Origin of the sequence: Agrobacterium sp. SORGH_AS_0745 (genome assembly GCF_030818995.1) — a bacterium.
GTDB lineage: Bacteria > Pseudomonadota > Alphaproteobacteria > Rhizobiales > Rhizobiaceae > Agrobacterium > Agrobacterium tumefaciens.
This window is the reverse complement of the sequence record NZ_JAUTBI010000003.1, coordinates 799,221-813,888: the sequence shown is the minus strand read 5'-3', so window position 1 is coordinate 813,888 and position 14,668 is coordinate 799,221. Positions and strand designations below refer to the sequence as shown.

Annotated in this window: 13 protein-coding genes; 11 read left to right on the top strand and 2 right to left on the bottom strand. The window is 60.5% G+C overall.

The genetic code is table 11. From position 1 onward, the window contains the following. The first annotated feature begins 65 nt into the window (after positions 1-65). A complete protein-coding gene (locus tag QE432_RS13635) occupies positions 66-1,943 on the top strand; it encodes a DNA polymerase III subunit gamma/tau (protein WP_111795096.1) in 1,878 nt (625 codons plus the stop codon). A gap of 27 nt (positions 1,944-1,970) precedes the next feature. Then, on the top strand, positions 1,971-2,294 hold the full coding sequence (locus QE432_RS13630; protein ID WP_003514318.1) for a YbaB/EbfC family nucleoid-associated protein: 324 nt from the start codon (positions 1,971-1,973) through the stop codon (positions 2,292-2,294). Positions 2,295-2,307: 13 nt separating this feature from the next. Here QE432_RS13630 and QE432_RS13625 read toward each other — a convergent pair whose 3' ends face one another. Next, entirely contained in the window at positions 2,308-2,943 is a 636-nt protein-coding gene (locus QE432_RS13625) for an MOSC domain-containing protein (protein ID WP_162690600.1), read from the bottom strand. A gap of 37 nt (positions 2,944-2,980) precedes the next feature. Here QE432_RS13625 and recR point away from each other — a divergent pair, with 37 nt between their 5' ends. Beyond that, positions 2,981-3,586, top strand: a complete 606-nt coding sequence (gene recR, locus QE432_RS13620; RefSeq protein WP_003514308.1) for a recombination mediator RecR — start codon at positions 2,981-2,983, stop codon at positions 3,584-3,586. 123 nt (positions 3,587-3,709) lie between these two features. Then, positions 3,710-4,948: a lytic murein transglycosylase gene (locus tag QE432_RS13615; protein WP_373465230.1), complete on the top strand. Its 1,239-nt coding sequence runs from the start codon at positions 3,710-3,712 to the stop codon at positions 4,946-4,948. Between the two features lie 91 nt (positions 4,949-5,039). On the opposite strand, the gene QE432_RS13610 is transcribed toward QE432_RS13615, so the two are convergent. Next, the gene (locus tag QE432_RS13610) at positions 5,040-6,668 is read right to left on the bottom strand and encodes an MFS transporter (protein ID WP_076843882.1); all 1,629 of its coding nucleotides are present in this window, start codon (positions 6,666-6,668) and stop codon (positions 5,040-5,042) included. Between the two features lie 287 nt (positions 6,669-6,955). Here QE432_RS13610 and rimP point away from each other — a divergent pair, with 287 nt between their 5' ends. From rimP to rpsO, 7 genes are all read left to right on the top strand, one after another. Beyond that, positions 6,956-7,552 carry a ribosome maturation factor RimP gene (rimP, locus tag QE432_RS13605; protein WP_003514299.1) on the top strand — a complete coding sequence of 199 codons (597 nt, stop codon included), beginning with the start codon at positions 6,956-6,958 and terminating at the stop codon, positions 7,550-7,552. A gap of 64 nt (positions 7,553-7,616) precedes the next feature. Continuing rightward, positions 7,617-9,233 carry a transcription termination factor NusA gene (gene nusA, locus QE432_RS13600; RefSeq protein ID WP_003514298.1) on the top strand — a complete coding sequence of 539 codons (1,617 nt, stop codon included), beginning with the start codon at positions 7,617-7,619 and terminating at the stop codon, positions 9,231-9,233. After that, positions 9,230-9,931 carry an RNA-binding protein gene (locus QE432_RS13595; protein ID WP_003514297.1) on the top strand — a complete coding sequence of 234 codons (702 nt, stop codon included), beginning with the start codon at positions 9,230-9,232 and terminating at the stop codon, positions 9,929-9,931. The genes nusA and QE432_RS13595 overlap by 4 nt, the downstream gene beginning before the upstream one ends. 102 nt (positions 9,932-10,033) lie before the next feature. Further along, entirely contained in the window at positions 10,034-12,781 is a 2,748-nt protein-coding gene (infB, locus tag QE432_RS13590) for a translation initiation factor IF-2 (protein WP_013635224.1), read from the top strand. 75 nt (positions 12,782-12,856) lie between these two features. Next, complete coding sequence (gene rbfA / locus QE432_RS13585) at positions 12,857-13,273, top strand: 30S ribosome-binding factor RbfA (RefSeq protein WP_003507167.1); 417 nt, start codon at positions 12,857-12,859, stop codon at positions 13,271-13,273. Positions 13,274-13,276: 3 nt separating this feature from the next. Then, entirely contained in the window at positions 13,277-14,224 is a 948-nt protein-coding gene (gene truB, locus QE432_RS13580; RefSeq protein ID WP_003514295.1) for a tRNA pseudouridine(55) synthase TruB, read from the top strand. Positions 14,225-14,387: 163 nt separating this feature from the next. Next, complete coding sequence (gene rpsO / locus QE432_RS13575) at positions 14,388-14,657, top strand: 30S ribosomal protein S15 (RefSeq protein WP_003514294.1); 270 nt, start codon at positions 14,388-14,390, stop codon at positions 14,655-14,657. Positions 14,658-14,668: the final 11 nt, after the last annotated feature.

The following is a 14,668-nucleotide window of genomic DNA, read 5'->3' as shown; positions in this document are numbered from 1 at the left end:
GCCTGATGCGTCCAATGGGACGCACGGCGCTCTAGGACAAACTGGCAAAATAAACTGGCGAGGCGATGAGCGACACCTTACCCACCACATCAAGCGAATCCCAGGGCGGGACCGGCTACCGGGTACTGGCACGCAAATATCGTCCGAAGGATTTTTCCGATCTGATGGTCGGCCAGGAGCCGATGGTCCGCACGCTGACGAATGCGTTCGAGACCGGCCGCATCGCGCAGGCCTATATGCTGACCGGCGTTCGCGGTGTGGGCAAGACGACCACCGCGCGTATTCTTGCCCGTGCGCTGAACTACAAGACCGACACCATCGACAAACCGACCATCGACCTGCGTATCCCCGGCGAACATTGTCAGGCGATCATGGAAGGCCGTCATGTCGACGTGATCGAGATGGACGCCGCCTCCCATACCGGTATTGACGACATTCGCGAGATCATCGAGCAGGTGCGTTACCGCCCGGTTTCGGCGCGCTATAAAGTCTATATCATCGACGAAGTGCACATGCTCTCGACGCAGGCCTTCAACGGTCTTCTGAAGACGTTGGAAGAGCCGCCGGAGCATGTGAAATTCATCTTCGCAACCACTGAAATCCGCAAGGTTCCGATCACCGTGCTGTCGCGGTGCCAGCGCTTCGACCTGCGCCGCATCAGCGCCGCCGATCTCGTCGGCCTGTTCACTGCAATTGCCGGCAAGGAAGGTTTCGAGGCCGAACCGCAGGCGCTCTCAATGATTGCCCGCGCGGCTGAGGGTTCCGCCCGTGACGGTCTTTCCCTGCTCGATCAGGCGATCGCCCATGGCGGCGGACGCGTGGAAGCCGAGGCGGTGCGCGGCATGCTGGGTCTTGCCGACCGGGCGCGCATCGTCGATCTTTTCCAGCACATCATCAAAGGCGATGTCGCGGCGGCACTTTCGGAATTCAACGGTCAATACGAGGCAGGCGCCAACCCCGTCGTCGTGCTGAACGACCTTGCCGATTTCACTCACCTCGTCACCCGCATGAAATATGTGCCGGATGCGGCGGAAGATCCCTCGCTGTCCGAGATCGAACGCGTGCGTGGCGCGGAATTTGCCGAGACAATCGCCGTGACTGCGCTGTCGCGTATCTGGCAGATGCTGCTCAAGGGTATTCCGGAAACTGAAAATGCCTCACGTCCTGCGGGTGCGGCCGAAATGGTGTTGATCCGCCTTTCGCACGCCGCCAATCTTCCGGCACCGGAAGACGCGGCGCGACGCCTGCTCGAACTTTCCAACAGCGATGGCGGCTATTCCAATGGCGCGCCTTCGGGTGGCGGCAATGGCGGCGGCACTCGCGCCTATTCCTCAGGACAGACAGTGGCCGCAGGAAGACCTGTGGAGCTTTCCGCCCAGAGGCCGGCAAGCTCGCAGCCTTCGACCATGCTGCGCGCCGTGCCTGACAGCCGCCCGCAGGAAATGCAGGTCGCGGCACCGAAAACCGAAGAACGGCCGGAGCCGAAGGTTCCCGTCAACTCTCTTCAGGACATTGCCGACCTGTGCCAGAAAAATCGCGATCCCGTCATGCGGGCGAAGGTTCGCAACTTCGTGCGGCTGGTGCGGCTGGAGCCGGGCCGGCTCGACATGCGCCTCGGCGATGGCGCACCCGGATCGCTCCCCGGCGAGCTTGGTGTGAAGCTGAAAGAGTGGACCGGTATCCACTGGATCGTCAGCCTTAGCAAGGAACAGGGTCAGCCGACGCTGGTTGAAGCCGAGGGCAGTGCGCGCGACGCCCGCCTCGTGGATGCGAGGCAGGATCCTGACGTGGCAGCCATTCTTCAACAGTTTCCAGGTGCAAAAATCACCGACGTGCGCATTCGCGTCACCCAGCAGGACGAGCCGGACGAGATCGCCCCGCCGCCTTCGGTTGCCGAATCGAGCGAGGGCGACATCCTTCCCGGCGACGATATCGAATTTTAATACATAACAAAAACAGGAGTTTGGCACATGCGCGACATCATGGGCATGATGGGCAAGGTCAAGGAAATGCAGGCCAAGATGGAAAAGATGCAGGCGGATATCGCCGCGCTTGAAGTCGAAGGCAAGTCCGGTGGCGGTCTCGTCACCGTGAAGCTGAATGGCAAGGGCAGCCTGCTGGGCCTGAAGATCGATCCGTCTCTCTTCAAGGAAGACGACGTCGAAATTCTCGAAGACCTGATCGTCGCCGCCCACAATGACGCCAAGGAGCGCGCCGAGGCCATCACCGCTGAAAAGACCAAGGAAATCACGGCTGGCCTGCCGATCCCGCCCGGCATGAAGCTGCCGTTCTGATATTCTTACGAATTCAGACTTCCAGCATGGCGCGGAACCGGCTCGCAAGCGGGGTGCCGAGATATGCGGCACGTTCGTCCCTGGTGAGCTGCATGGGGCGGAAGCGCTGGAGAATGACCGGTATGGGCAGTTTCGTTCCCTGATAGGGTTGGAAAGCGATGCCTTCACCGGCGCTGAGCATTCCACCTTTCAGAACCCGGCAATAAAAGCCCGGCTGACCCGCCTGCCGAAAACGCGGCGCGAAGCCGGGATCGCCGAGTCGGGCTGACAGGGTGGCGCAGGGAATGCGGGCGGCGGTCACTTCCAGCACCACTTCCTCGGCTGAAAACCTGTCGCCGACATGCAGTCTTGCACTATCGACACCTTCCAGAACCAGATTTTCCCCAAAAAATCCGGGCTCAACCACAAAACCCAGCGTACGCGACCAGAAATCGAGATCGGCGGAGCCCATGGCGTAGATCGCCTGATCCGGCCCGCCGTGATGTTTACGATTGCAGACAGCGTCGCTGACGATGCCTTGCGCATCGACCATCACCGCGCCCTGCACGGCATGTTTGAAAATACCCGTCTTCGCCGTCTTTCCCGGCAAGGCCTTCGCCTCGCCCCGGCACACTGCCCGTATTTTCATGGACTGCCCTTCGCGCTTCATGATTCCCGTTTCCCGATTTATGCAGTAGAAAGCGCTCATGGCAAAACGAGTCACCGGTCCCGAAATCGAAAAACTGATCCAGCTGCTTGCAAAAGTGCCGGGGCTTGGGCCCCGCTCGGCGCGGCGGGCGGCGCTGCATCTCATCAAGAAGAAGGAACAGCTTCTTGGACCGCTGGGCCACGCGATGGGTGAAGCCTATGACAAGGTGAAGATCTGCTCGTGCTGCGGCAATGTCGATACCATCGATCCCTGCACGGTCTGCGCCGATGATAGACGTGACCAGTCGGTCATCATCGTAGTGGAAGACGTGTCGGATCTGTGGGCGCTGGAGCGAGCAGGCGCCATGAATACCGCCTATCATGTGCTTGGTGGCACGCTGTCGCCGCTCGATGGCGTCGGGCCGGAAGATCTGAACATCAAGGGACTGATCGATCGCGTCAGCGCCGGCGGTATTCGCGAGCTCATCATCGCCGTCAATGCGACGGTGGAGGGACAGGCAACAGCCCATTACATCACCGACCGCCTGGCCGATCTCGGCATCAAGATCACCCGGCTTGCGCATGGCGTGCCTGTTGGCGGCGAGCTGGACTATCTCGATGAGGGCACATTGACGGCGGCGCTGCGCGCTCGCACAACGATCTGACGCCTTCTTTCCCTGTCCGTCACTCGAAGAGGAGACCGAATGCGAAACCGATTTGATTCTTTGTTTTGGCGCATTTCCAGACGGAAAACCGGCCTCCACTTTTCCTGTAAAAGCCTCAAGGCATTGGCCGCCATTCTTTCCGTTTTTTCAGCAACGGACGCTCTGGCGCAATCCGCGCCGACAGGTGCCGCTGCTGCCCGGTACGATGCCGATTTCAATGCATGGCTGAAAAAGGAAATCTGGCCGGAAGCGCGCAAGGCGGGAATTTCGCAAAAGACGCTGGAGGCTGCGCTGAGCGGCCTTTCCATCAACTGGAGTCTGCCTGATCTCGTCATCCCCGGCCAGAAGCCGCCGAAGGAACAGAGCCAGAGCCAGGCCGAATTTTCATCGCCCGGCGCTTATTTCTCCGAAAAACGATTGCAGGGGCTTGCCGCCACCGGCCGCTCTCTGGCCGCGACGCATGCCGCCACCCTTCGCCGGATCGAAGCCAAATATGGCGTGCCCGGCGATGTCGTCGTGGCGATCTGGGGCCGCGAATCCGGTTTCGGCCGTGCGAAACTGCCGCATTCGGTTGTCGATGTGCTGGCGACGAAAGCCTATATGTCGACCCGCAAGGAGATGTTCCGCACCGAGCTGATCGATGCGCTGACGATCGTCGAAAGCGGCGATATTGCGGCCTCGCGCATGATGGGGTCCTGGGCGGGCGCGCTCGGTCAGCCGCAATTCATGCCGTCGAGCTATCTCAAATATGCCGTTGATTTCGATGGCGACGGCCACCGCGATATCTGGAACTCCGTGCCGGACGCATTGGCATCCATAGCGAACTATCTTTCGCAGCGCGGCTGGCAGAGGGATCGCGACTGGGGCTTCGAAGTGTCTATACCCGGCAACGTCTCCTGCGCCCAGGAAGGCCCGGATCTTGCCCGGCCGGTGAGTGCGTGGGCGAAGATGGGGATCACCCGCATTTCCGGAAAGGCCTTTCCATCCAATGACCTCTCCGCCGACGGCATGATGCTTGTGCCGGCCGGGCGGCACGGGCCGGAATTCGTGGTGACGCCGAATTTCTACGTCATCAAGGAATACAATAATTCCGATCTCTACGCGCTGTTCATCGGCAATCTCGCCGACCGCATCTCCCATGGGGCGGGGCCGTTCAAGGGCGAATGGGGCAATGTCGGATCGATGTTGCGCTCCGACGTTCTTGCCATGCAGAAGGCACTGGTCGCCAAGGGCTATGATGTCGGCAAGGCGGACGGGCTGGCCGGCTTCAAGACACGCCGGTCACTGGGCGACTGGCAGGCGAAAAACGGACTGTCACCGACCTGCTTTCCCGATGCTACGCTGAAAGCGAAGCTGAAATAGCAGCTTACTGGCGGCGTGTGAAAACCTCTCCTCCCGTCATGCGCGGGCTTGTCCCGAGCATGACATCGCCACTACTTAGCCCTATCGTCTCTCAATGCTGGTCCGTATGCGGCTTGTGGAAGATGTCATCTGTCGGCGGAATGGTCTGCCGCTCGATCATCCGGTGCACGCGCGGCCGTGTCTTGCCTCGATGAAGGGCCAGCAGCCGGTCCCAGGCTTCCGCATCCGCCTGGGTGCGGCGGTGGTTGTGGCGGACATATTCCACCCATGTCAGTACATGGTAGCTTTCCGTCCAGATATCAGGATTTTCCAGATCACGCATCAGGTTCCAGTTGCGCGCGCCGTCGCGCAGACGGATGCGGCGACGCTCGGCCATCAAAGGCAGGAATTCGCCGAGATCCTCGTCATGAATTTCATAGTCTATAAGAATGGCAATCGGCCCGCTGCGCGGCTTGATATCGAGCCTTAGCGGCGGTTCGACGAAACGGTTGAGCGGATCGAGATTGAGTGAAGCAAAAGCGGGCATGGCGAGTTTGAGGCCGACGACGACGCCCAGCAGCATCAGCACGCACGAACCGAGAAGCGAATAGGAAATACCGTAATCTTCCGCCAGCTCGCCCCACAGCCAACTGCCGACGGCAATGCCGCCGAAGGTCAGCGTCTGGTAAAGCGACAGCGCCCGGCCCACCACCCAGCGCGGGGCAGAAAGCTGGACGATGGTATTGAACAGGGAAAGCGCCAGAACCCAGCAGGCACCGGCAATAGTCAAAACAAGCGAGGTTACGATCGCGTTCGTGCTGACCGCCGTCACGCCGGAACTGAAGGCGAAGCCCAAAAAGGCGACACGCACGATCCATTCGCTGGACAGAACCTCGCGAAGTCTGGCGCTGACGAGCGCGCCGCCGATGGCGCCGACGCCGAACGCACCCAGCATGACGCCGTAGGTCAGCGGGCCACCCTCGACCAGATCGCGGGCAACGATCGGCATCAGCGCCAGGATGGCGCTGGCGGAAAGGCCGAAGAGAAAGCCACGCACCAGAACCTTGCCGATATTCGGCGACATCGCCACATAACGCATCCCGGCCGATATGGCGGCAAGAAGCTGCTCGCGCGGCAAGGTCGAGGCATATTTGGGCGGCTGCCAGCGAACCAGCGCGTAGATGAGGGCGAAATAGCTGAGCGCGTTCACGAAAAACGCAGCCGCGGCGCCAGCGGCAGCGACGATGATGCCACCGATCGCAGGACCGACGCTGCGGGTGATGTTGAAGCCCACGCTGTTCAGTGTCACGGCGGCGGGCAGATCCTCACGCGGCACCATTTCGCCGACGGACGCCTGCCAGGACGGATTGTTGAGCGCCGTGCCACAGCCGATCATGAAGGTGAAGAAGAGCAGCAACCACGGAGTGAGCCAGCCGGACCAGGCAAAAACCGTCAGCAGCACGGAAGCCGTCAGCATCAGGATCTGAGCGGAAATCATGATGCGGCGGCGGTCGAAACTATCGGCCAGTGCGCCTGAAATCAGCGAAAACATCATGATCGGCAGCGAGGTGGAGGCCTGTACCAGCGCGATCATGTTTTCGGAACTCGACAGCGAGGTCATCATCCACGCGGCGCCAACCGCCTGGATCAGACCGCCGAAATTCGAGGCAAGGCTCGCGATCCAGATTCGTCTGTAAGTCAAATGCCTTAAAGGCGCGAGTGGCGATTTACGGTCAGGCACGATCAGTCCACTTGATGCAACTGCGATTTGTCAAACGGCAACTATAGACAGTGCCGGAAATCATGCCACCCTTTCCGACACGGTGAAGGTGAAAATGTGGCCGCAGCCGTGGCTGACGCGCCCTGCCCGCGAAAACCTTGCAATCCTGCCCTGATGGGTCTATATGACCTTTGAAATTCTTGATCGCTTGATGAAGAGTGGGGCCGCAAGGCTCCGCTCTTTTTCGTTAGGCGAACCGGAAACCACGGGCTGAGCGCCCGGTGAAAATCTAAAGACCGGAAGGCCAGATGGCAGACACCGTACATGAACCGCGACTGATAACCGAAACGGGAATCGACCAGCGCATCGCCGAAATCATCGAGCCTGTTTTGACGGGTATGGGATATCTTCTGGTGCGCGTGCGGCTCTCCAACCAGAACGGCATGACCCTGCAGGTGATGGCCGAGCGGGAAGACGGCACCATGACCGTCGAGGGCTGCGAAGCCGTGTCAATGGCGATTTCACCGGTTCTTGATGTGGAAGATCCGGTCGATAAGGCGTATCATCTCGAAGTTTCCTCGCCCGGCATCGACCGGCCGATGGTTCGCAAGTCGGATTTCACCCGTTGGCAGGGCCATCTGGTGAAGGCCGAAACCTCCATTCTGGTCGAAAACCGCAAGCGGTTTCGCGGCAAGATCGTCGAGGTGGATGCGGACGGCTTCAAGCTGGAACGCGACCAGATCGCCTATGGCGACGAACCGACAGTCACCATTCCGTTCAGCGCGCTTTCCGATGCGAAGCTCATTCTGACGGACGACCTTATTCGTGATGCGCTGCGGGCAGACAAGGCGGCAAAGGCCGCCGCCGCAAACCAGAACGACGAAAACGAAGCAGACGAAGACTAATTCCAACGTAAAAGCCCGGAAAACGGGTGATCCCCGCAATTATGCGACTTACGGAGACAAAAAAATGGCAGTGAGTGCTAACCGGCTTGAGCTTCTGCAGATCGCCGATGCTGTGGCGCGCGAAAAGGTCATCGACCGCGAAATCGTGCTTGCCGCAATGGCCGACGCTATCCAGAAAGCCGCCCGCTCGCGCTATGGTTCGGAAACCAACATTCGCGCCGACATCAACTCCAAGACCGGCGAAATCCGCCTGCAGCGTCTTCTGGAAGTGGTAGAGACGGCCGAAGACTATTCGACCCAGATTCCGCTCGAACTTGCCCGCGACCGCAACCCGGACGCCAAGCTCGGCGATTTCATCGCCGATCCGCTGCCGCCGATGGATTTCGGCCGTATCGCCGCACAGTCCGCCAAGCAGGTCATCGTTCAGAAGGTGCGCGAAGCAGAACGCGACCGTCAGTATGACGAGTTCAAGGATCGCATCGGCGAAATCGTCAACGGCACCGTCAAGCGCGTCGAATACGGCAATGTGATCGTCGATCTGGGCCGTGGCGAAGGCATCATCCGTCGCGACGAGATGATTCCGCGGGAAAACATGCGTTATGGCGACCGTGTACGCGCTTACGTCTACGACGTTCGCCGCGAGCAGCGTGGCCCGCAGATTTTCCTGTCGCGTACACATCCGCAGTTCATGGTGAAGCTGTTCACCATGGAAGTTCCTGAAATCTACGACGGCATCATCCAGATCAAGTCGGTTGCCCGTGACCCCGGTTCCCGCGCCAAAATCGCCGTCATCTCGAACGACTCGTCGATCGATCCGGTCGGCGCCTGCGTCGGTATGCGCGGTTCGCGCGTTCAGGCCGTTGTCGGCGAATTGCAGGGCGAAAAGATCGACATCATTCCGTGGAGCCAGGAGCCGGCATCCTTCATCGTCAACGCCCTGCAGCCCGCTGAAGTGGCCAAGGTCGTTCTGGACGAAGAATCCGAACGCATCGAAGTTGTGGTTCCCGACGAGCAGCTTTCGCTCGCCATCGGCCGCCGCGGCCAGAACGTACGTCTGGCATCGCAGCTGACCGGCTGGGATATCGACATAATGACGGAGCAGGAAGAATCCGAGCGTCGCCAGAAGGAATTCAACGAGCGCACGGCACTCTTCATGGACGCCCTCGACGTTGACGAGATGGTTGGTCAGGTTCTGGCTTCCGAAGGCTTCGCGCAGGTTGAAGAACTTGCGTATGTCGATCTTGGCGAAATTTCCTCGATCGACGGCTTCGACGATGACACCGCCGATGAAATCCAGACCCGCGCCCGCGAATATCTGGAACGCCTGGAAGCCGAAATGGACGCCAAGCGCAAGGAACTCGGCGTTGCCGACGAGCTGCGCCAGATCGAAGGCCTGACCTCGCAGATGATGGTCGCCCTTGGTGAAGACGGTATCAAGACCATCGAGGACTTTGCCGGTTGCGCCGCAGACGATCTGGTCGGCTGGAGCGAACGCAAGGACGGCGAGACGAAGAAGTTCGAAGGCATCTTCTCCAAGCTCGACGTATCGCGCGTCGAAGCTGAGAACATGGTTGTGCAGGCCCGTCTTCTGGCAGGCTGGATCACGGCCGAGGATCTGGCTTCCGAAGAGGAAGTCGATGCGGAAGCTACTGAGGAGGCGGATACCGCCGAACAGGAATGACATCGCAGGTGCATGAGCCGGACGAGCTGCCCGAAACCGATGAGGACGGGCGGCTGGAAGGCAACGTCAATGGACGTATGTGCATTGTGACAAGGCAGAGCGGATCTCCAGACGAGTTGATCCGCTTCGTCGCAGGGCCGGACGGCAACGTCGTTCCGGACCTGAAACGCCAATTGCCGGGGCGCGGATGCTGGGTAAAACCGGAGCGCGCCCTGATAGAGAAAGCCATCGCGAAGAAGATCTTCGCACGGGCGCTCAAACGCGACGTCAAGGCCGGGCCGGAGCTTCTCGCTCTTCTCGACCGGCTTATGTCGCAGCAGCTTGCCGGAATGATGAACATGGCGCGCAAGGCGGGTCAGTTCATCAGCGGCGCGACGAAAGTCGATGCCGCCGTCCGTTCGGGGAATGCGATTGCCGTGTTCCACGCAACCGATGCCGCGGCAGACGGCGTGCGAAAACTGGACCAGGCCCGCAAGGCCTGGGAGCTCGGCAGCGATGCCGGCAATGAAATTCCGTCCTTCCGGCTCTTTAGCGAAGCCGAAATGGACGAGTTGATGGGCCAGAATGCTTTTATCCATGCTTGCGCGCTTGCGGGGCAGGCGGGTGAGGGTGTAGTGAAGCGCGCAAAGATGCTTAAGCAGTACCGCCTTGGCGGTCAGCCTGAGGCGGAACGCGACGCTGCCCGGACAGTACAATGACGCGGTTGCCAAACATGAACGGCCGCCGCGTTCCGATGCAGCAATTGAACGACGAGACCTGATGGATGTCATCCGGTTCTCGTCCGTAGGAACGGGAACGGAATGACCGACAACAACGACGACAAGACACTCAATGCGCCGGCCAAGAAGACTCTTACCCTGAAACCGGGCGGGATGAATCAGGGCACCGTGCGGCAGGACATGGGTCGAGGTCGCACCAACGCGGTTGTCGTGGAAACACGCAAGCGCCGCCCCCTGCGTCCCGAAGACGAGAAGCCGGTTCAGCCTGTCGTGGCGGCAGCTCCGGCGCCGAAGCCGGCAGCGCCTGCCCCTTCGGCACCGCGTCCGCAGGCCCCACAGCAACGCATTCAACAGCCGAGCAACCAACAGCAGCGTCCGGGTTCTTCCCATTCGCAGCAGCGCCCCGGCTCGTCCGCACCGCAGCAGCGTCAGCCTGACCGTCCGCGCGGCAACGTTCTGCACGACCTGTCCGCAGGCGAGATGGAAGCCCGCCGCCGTGCGCTGATAGAAGCACAGGCTCGCGATGTTATCGAAGCCAAGCAGCGCGCCGAAGACGAAGCTCGCCGCAAGGTGGAAGAAGAACAACGCATCGCCGCTGAAAAAATCGAAGCCGAAAACCGCGCTGCCGAAGAGGCTGCGGCGGCAAAGATCGCTGCGAGCCAGCCTGTTACGGAAGCGAAATCCGATCTGTCCGGCGAAAAGCCGGCTGCGACCGCTGCGCCAGCGCCACGCGCTGACGCCCGTCCCCAGCCTGTTGCTCCCCGTTCCGCTCCCGCCACGCCCGATGCCGCCGCTCCCCGCGGACGCCGCACCGGTGGCGACGACGAGGACGATCGCGGCGCAGTCCGTCGTGGCAGCAGCCTTCCGGCTCGTGGCAAGGTCGTGGCTCCGGTTCCGGCCAAGCCCGCAGCCCGCCTGAAGACCGAAGAAGAGCGCCGTCGTGGCAAGCTGACCGTGACCGCCGCCAATCTCGAAGAAGATGGTACGCCGCGTGGCCGCTCGATGGCATCCATGCGCCGCCGCCAGGAGAAATTCCGTCGCAGCCAGATGCAGGAAACCCGCGAAAAGGTTCTGCGCGAAGTCATCCTGCCGGAAACCATCACCATTCAGGAACTGTCGCAGCGTATGTCCGAGCGCGCCGTTGACGTCATCAAGTTCCTGATGAAGGAAGGCCAGATGCTGAAGCCGGGCGACGTGATCGACGCCGATCTGGCGGAACTGATCGCGGTCGAATTCGGCCATACGGTCAAGCGCGTTTCCGAATCCGACGTTGAAGAGGGTCTCTTCAACAAGGCTGACGATGAAGGCGAGATGGTTTCCCGTCCGCCGGTCGTGACCATCATGGGCCACGTCGACCACGGCAAGACCTCGCTGCTCGACGCTATCCGTCAGGCGAATGTCGTTGCTGGCGAGGCCGGTGGCATCACCCAGCATATCGGCGCCTATCAGGTCGAAAAGAACGGTCAGAAGATCACCTTCATCGACACCCCCGGCCACGCCGCCTTTACGGCAATGCGTGCCCGTGGTGCGCAGGCAACCGACATCGCCGTGCTGGTTGTTGCAGCCGACGACAGCGTGATGCCGCAGACGATCGAGTCGATTAACCATGCGAAGGCGGCCGGTGTTCCGATCGTCGTTGCGATCAACAAGATCGACAAGCACGAGGCAAACCCTGAAAAGGTTCGCCAGCAGCTGCTGCAGCACGAAGTGTTCGTGGAATCGATGGGTGGTGAAGTTCTTGATGTCGAAGTGTCGGCCAAGAACAAGCTCAACCTCGACAAGCTGCTCGAAGCGATCCTGCTTCAGGCAGAAATCCTCGATCTCAAGGCGGATCCAAGCCGCACTGCGGAAGGCACGGTCATCGAAGCCGAGCTGGACCGTGGACGTGGTGCCGTCGCGACCGTTCTCGTGCAGAAGGGTACACTGAAGCCCGGCCAGATCATCGTTGCCGGCGATCAGTGGGGCCGTGTGCGCGCGCTCGTCAACGACAAGGGCGACCACGTAAAGGAAGCCGGTCCGGCCATGCCGGTCGAAATCCTCGGCCTTTCCGGTACGCCGTCGGCCGGTGACCGTTTTGCGGTTGTCGAAAACGAAGGTCGTGCTCGCGAGATCTCCGAATACCGCCAGCGTCTGGCTCGCGACAAGGCTGTTGCCCGTCAGACCGGTCAGCGCGGCTCGCTGGAACAGATGATGAGCCAGTTGCAGACTTCGGGATTGAAGGAATTCCCGCTGGTCATCAAGGCGGACGTGCAAGGTTCGGTCGAAGCCATTATCGCTTCGCTCGACAAGCTCGGCACAGACGAAGTCCGCGCTCGTGTCGTTCACTCTGGTGCTGGTGCCATCACGGAATCGGATATCTCGCTTGCCGAGGCATCGAACGCCGCGATCATCGGCTTCAACGTTCGCGCCAACGCACAGGCACGTACGGCGTCCGAACGCGCCGGTATCGAAATCCGCTACTACAACATCATCTACGATCTGGTGGATGACGTGAAGGCGGCGATGTCGGGTCTGCTTTCGCCGGAACGTCGCGAGACCTTCCTCGGCAATGCCGAAATTCTCGAGGTGTTCAACATCACCAAGGTCGGTAAGGTCGCGGGTTGCCGCGTCGTCGAGGGCAAGGTGGAACGTGGTGCGGGTGTGCGTCTGGTGCGCGACAACGTCGTTATCCACGAAGGCAAGCTCAAGACCCTCAAGCGCTTCAAGGACGAAGTCAACGAAGTGCCTGTTGGTCAGGAGTGCGGTATGGCCTTCGAGAATTACGAAGACATTCGCGCCGGCGACACCATCGAGTGCTTCCGCGTCGAACACATCACGAGAACGCTCTAAGCGTCTCGCCGCAAAACAGGACTTTTCTGTCGGGCGCCGGCTTCACCGGCGCTCGCTCCGTTTGAGGCATTACCCATGGCAAAAGCTACATCATCGGCCCCTTCGCAACGCATGCTGCGTGTTGGCGAACAGGTGCGCGCCGCACTGACCCAGATTCTCCAGCGCGGCGAAGTCCGCGACGATCTGATCGAAGGCACCGTCATTTCCATCTCGGAAGTGCGCATGTCACCCGATCTCAAGATCGCGACCGCTTACGTGACGCCGCTTGGCGTTGCCGATCACACCGACATCATCACGGCGCTCAACCGCCATGCCAAGTTCATGCGCGGCCGCCTCGGCCCGCAGCTGCGGCAGATGAAGTACATGCCGGAACTGCGTTTCCGCGACGATACGAGTTTCGACAATTACCAGAAGATCGACGCACTCCTGCGGTCACCGGAGGTGCAGCGCGATCTGGGACCTTCGAACGAAAAAGACGACGAACAGAACTGAAGCATGTCCAAACCACGCAAACAACAGAACCGCAAACCCAAGGGCCGCCCGATTTCGGGCTGGCTCATTCTCGACAAGCCGCTCGATTTCGGCTCAACCGAAGCCGTTTCCAAGATCAAATGGCTGTTCAACGCCCAGAAGGCAGGTCACGCCGGAACACTCGACCCCTTGGCGTCCGGCATGCTGCCGATTGCCCTCGGTGACGCCACAAAGACCGTTCCTTACGTCATGGACGGCCGGAAAATCTACGAGTTTACCGTCACCTGGGGTGAAGAACGCGCAACCGACGATCTGGAAGGCGAGGTTGTCAACTCCTCCGACCAGCGCCCGGACGAACAGGCGATCCGCGATATTCTGCCCAATTATACCGGCGTGATCATGCAGACGCCGCCGCAGTTTTCCGCCATCAAGATTGCCGGTGAGCGGGCCTATGATCTGGCGCGTGAAGGCGAAACGGTGGAGATTCCCGCGCGCGAGGTGGAAATTCACCGTCTGACGCTGCTCGCCTGCCCCGACGCTGACACCGCTCATTTCGAAGTGGAATGCGGCAAGGGTACCTATGTGCGGGCGCTTGCGCGCGACATGGGCCGGGATCTCGGCTGTTTCGGTCATATTTCGCAATTGCGCCGTACCATGGTCGCGCCATTCGGCGAGGACATGATGGTACCGCTCGAAACCTTGACGGCGCTCGAAGCCATCGAAGACCGCGACGAGCGGCTTGAAGCGCTCGATGCTTTTCTGATCGACACGGCGGAAGCGCTTTCATCCCTTCCCCACCTCATCATCAATGATGATCAGGCACACCGGCTGAAGATGGGCAATCCGATCCTGCTGCGCGGGCGTGATGCGCCGGCCAATCACCCGGAGGCCTATGCCACTGCGCATGGCAAGCTCATTGCCATCGGAGAGATCGGCGAGGGCGAATTCCGGCCGAAGCGCGTTTTCGGTTGAGACGAGCCTTGAGGGGCGCCGTCAATCGCCTCTTTCAATTGTACCCGGAATAGTTTATAGGCAGCGCCAGCTTGGGCTTTGCCTATGCTGCCGAATGGCCAGAGCTGGACGACATCCCGGCTCTAGGCGTCCCATTTTTCCTTAAAATAGAAAGGATCGTCCGATGTCGATTACTGCAGAGCGCAAAGCCGCCCTCATCAAGGAATATGCAACGAACGAAGGCGACACCGGTTCTCCGGAAGTTCAGGTCGCTATTCTGACCGAGCGGATCAACAACCTGACCGGTCACTTCAAGGACCACAAGAAGGACAACCACTCCCGTCGTGGCCTTCTGACGCTGGTTTCGAGCCGCCGTTCGCTTCTCGACTATCTGAAGAAGAAGGACGAAGCCCGTTACAGCAAGCTGATCGGTGCTCTCGGCATTCGCCGCTAAAACCTTATCCG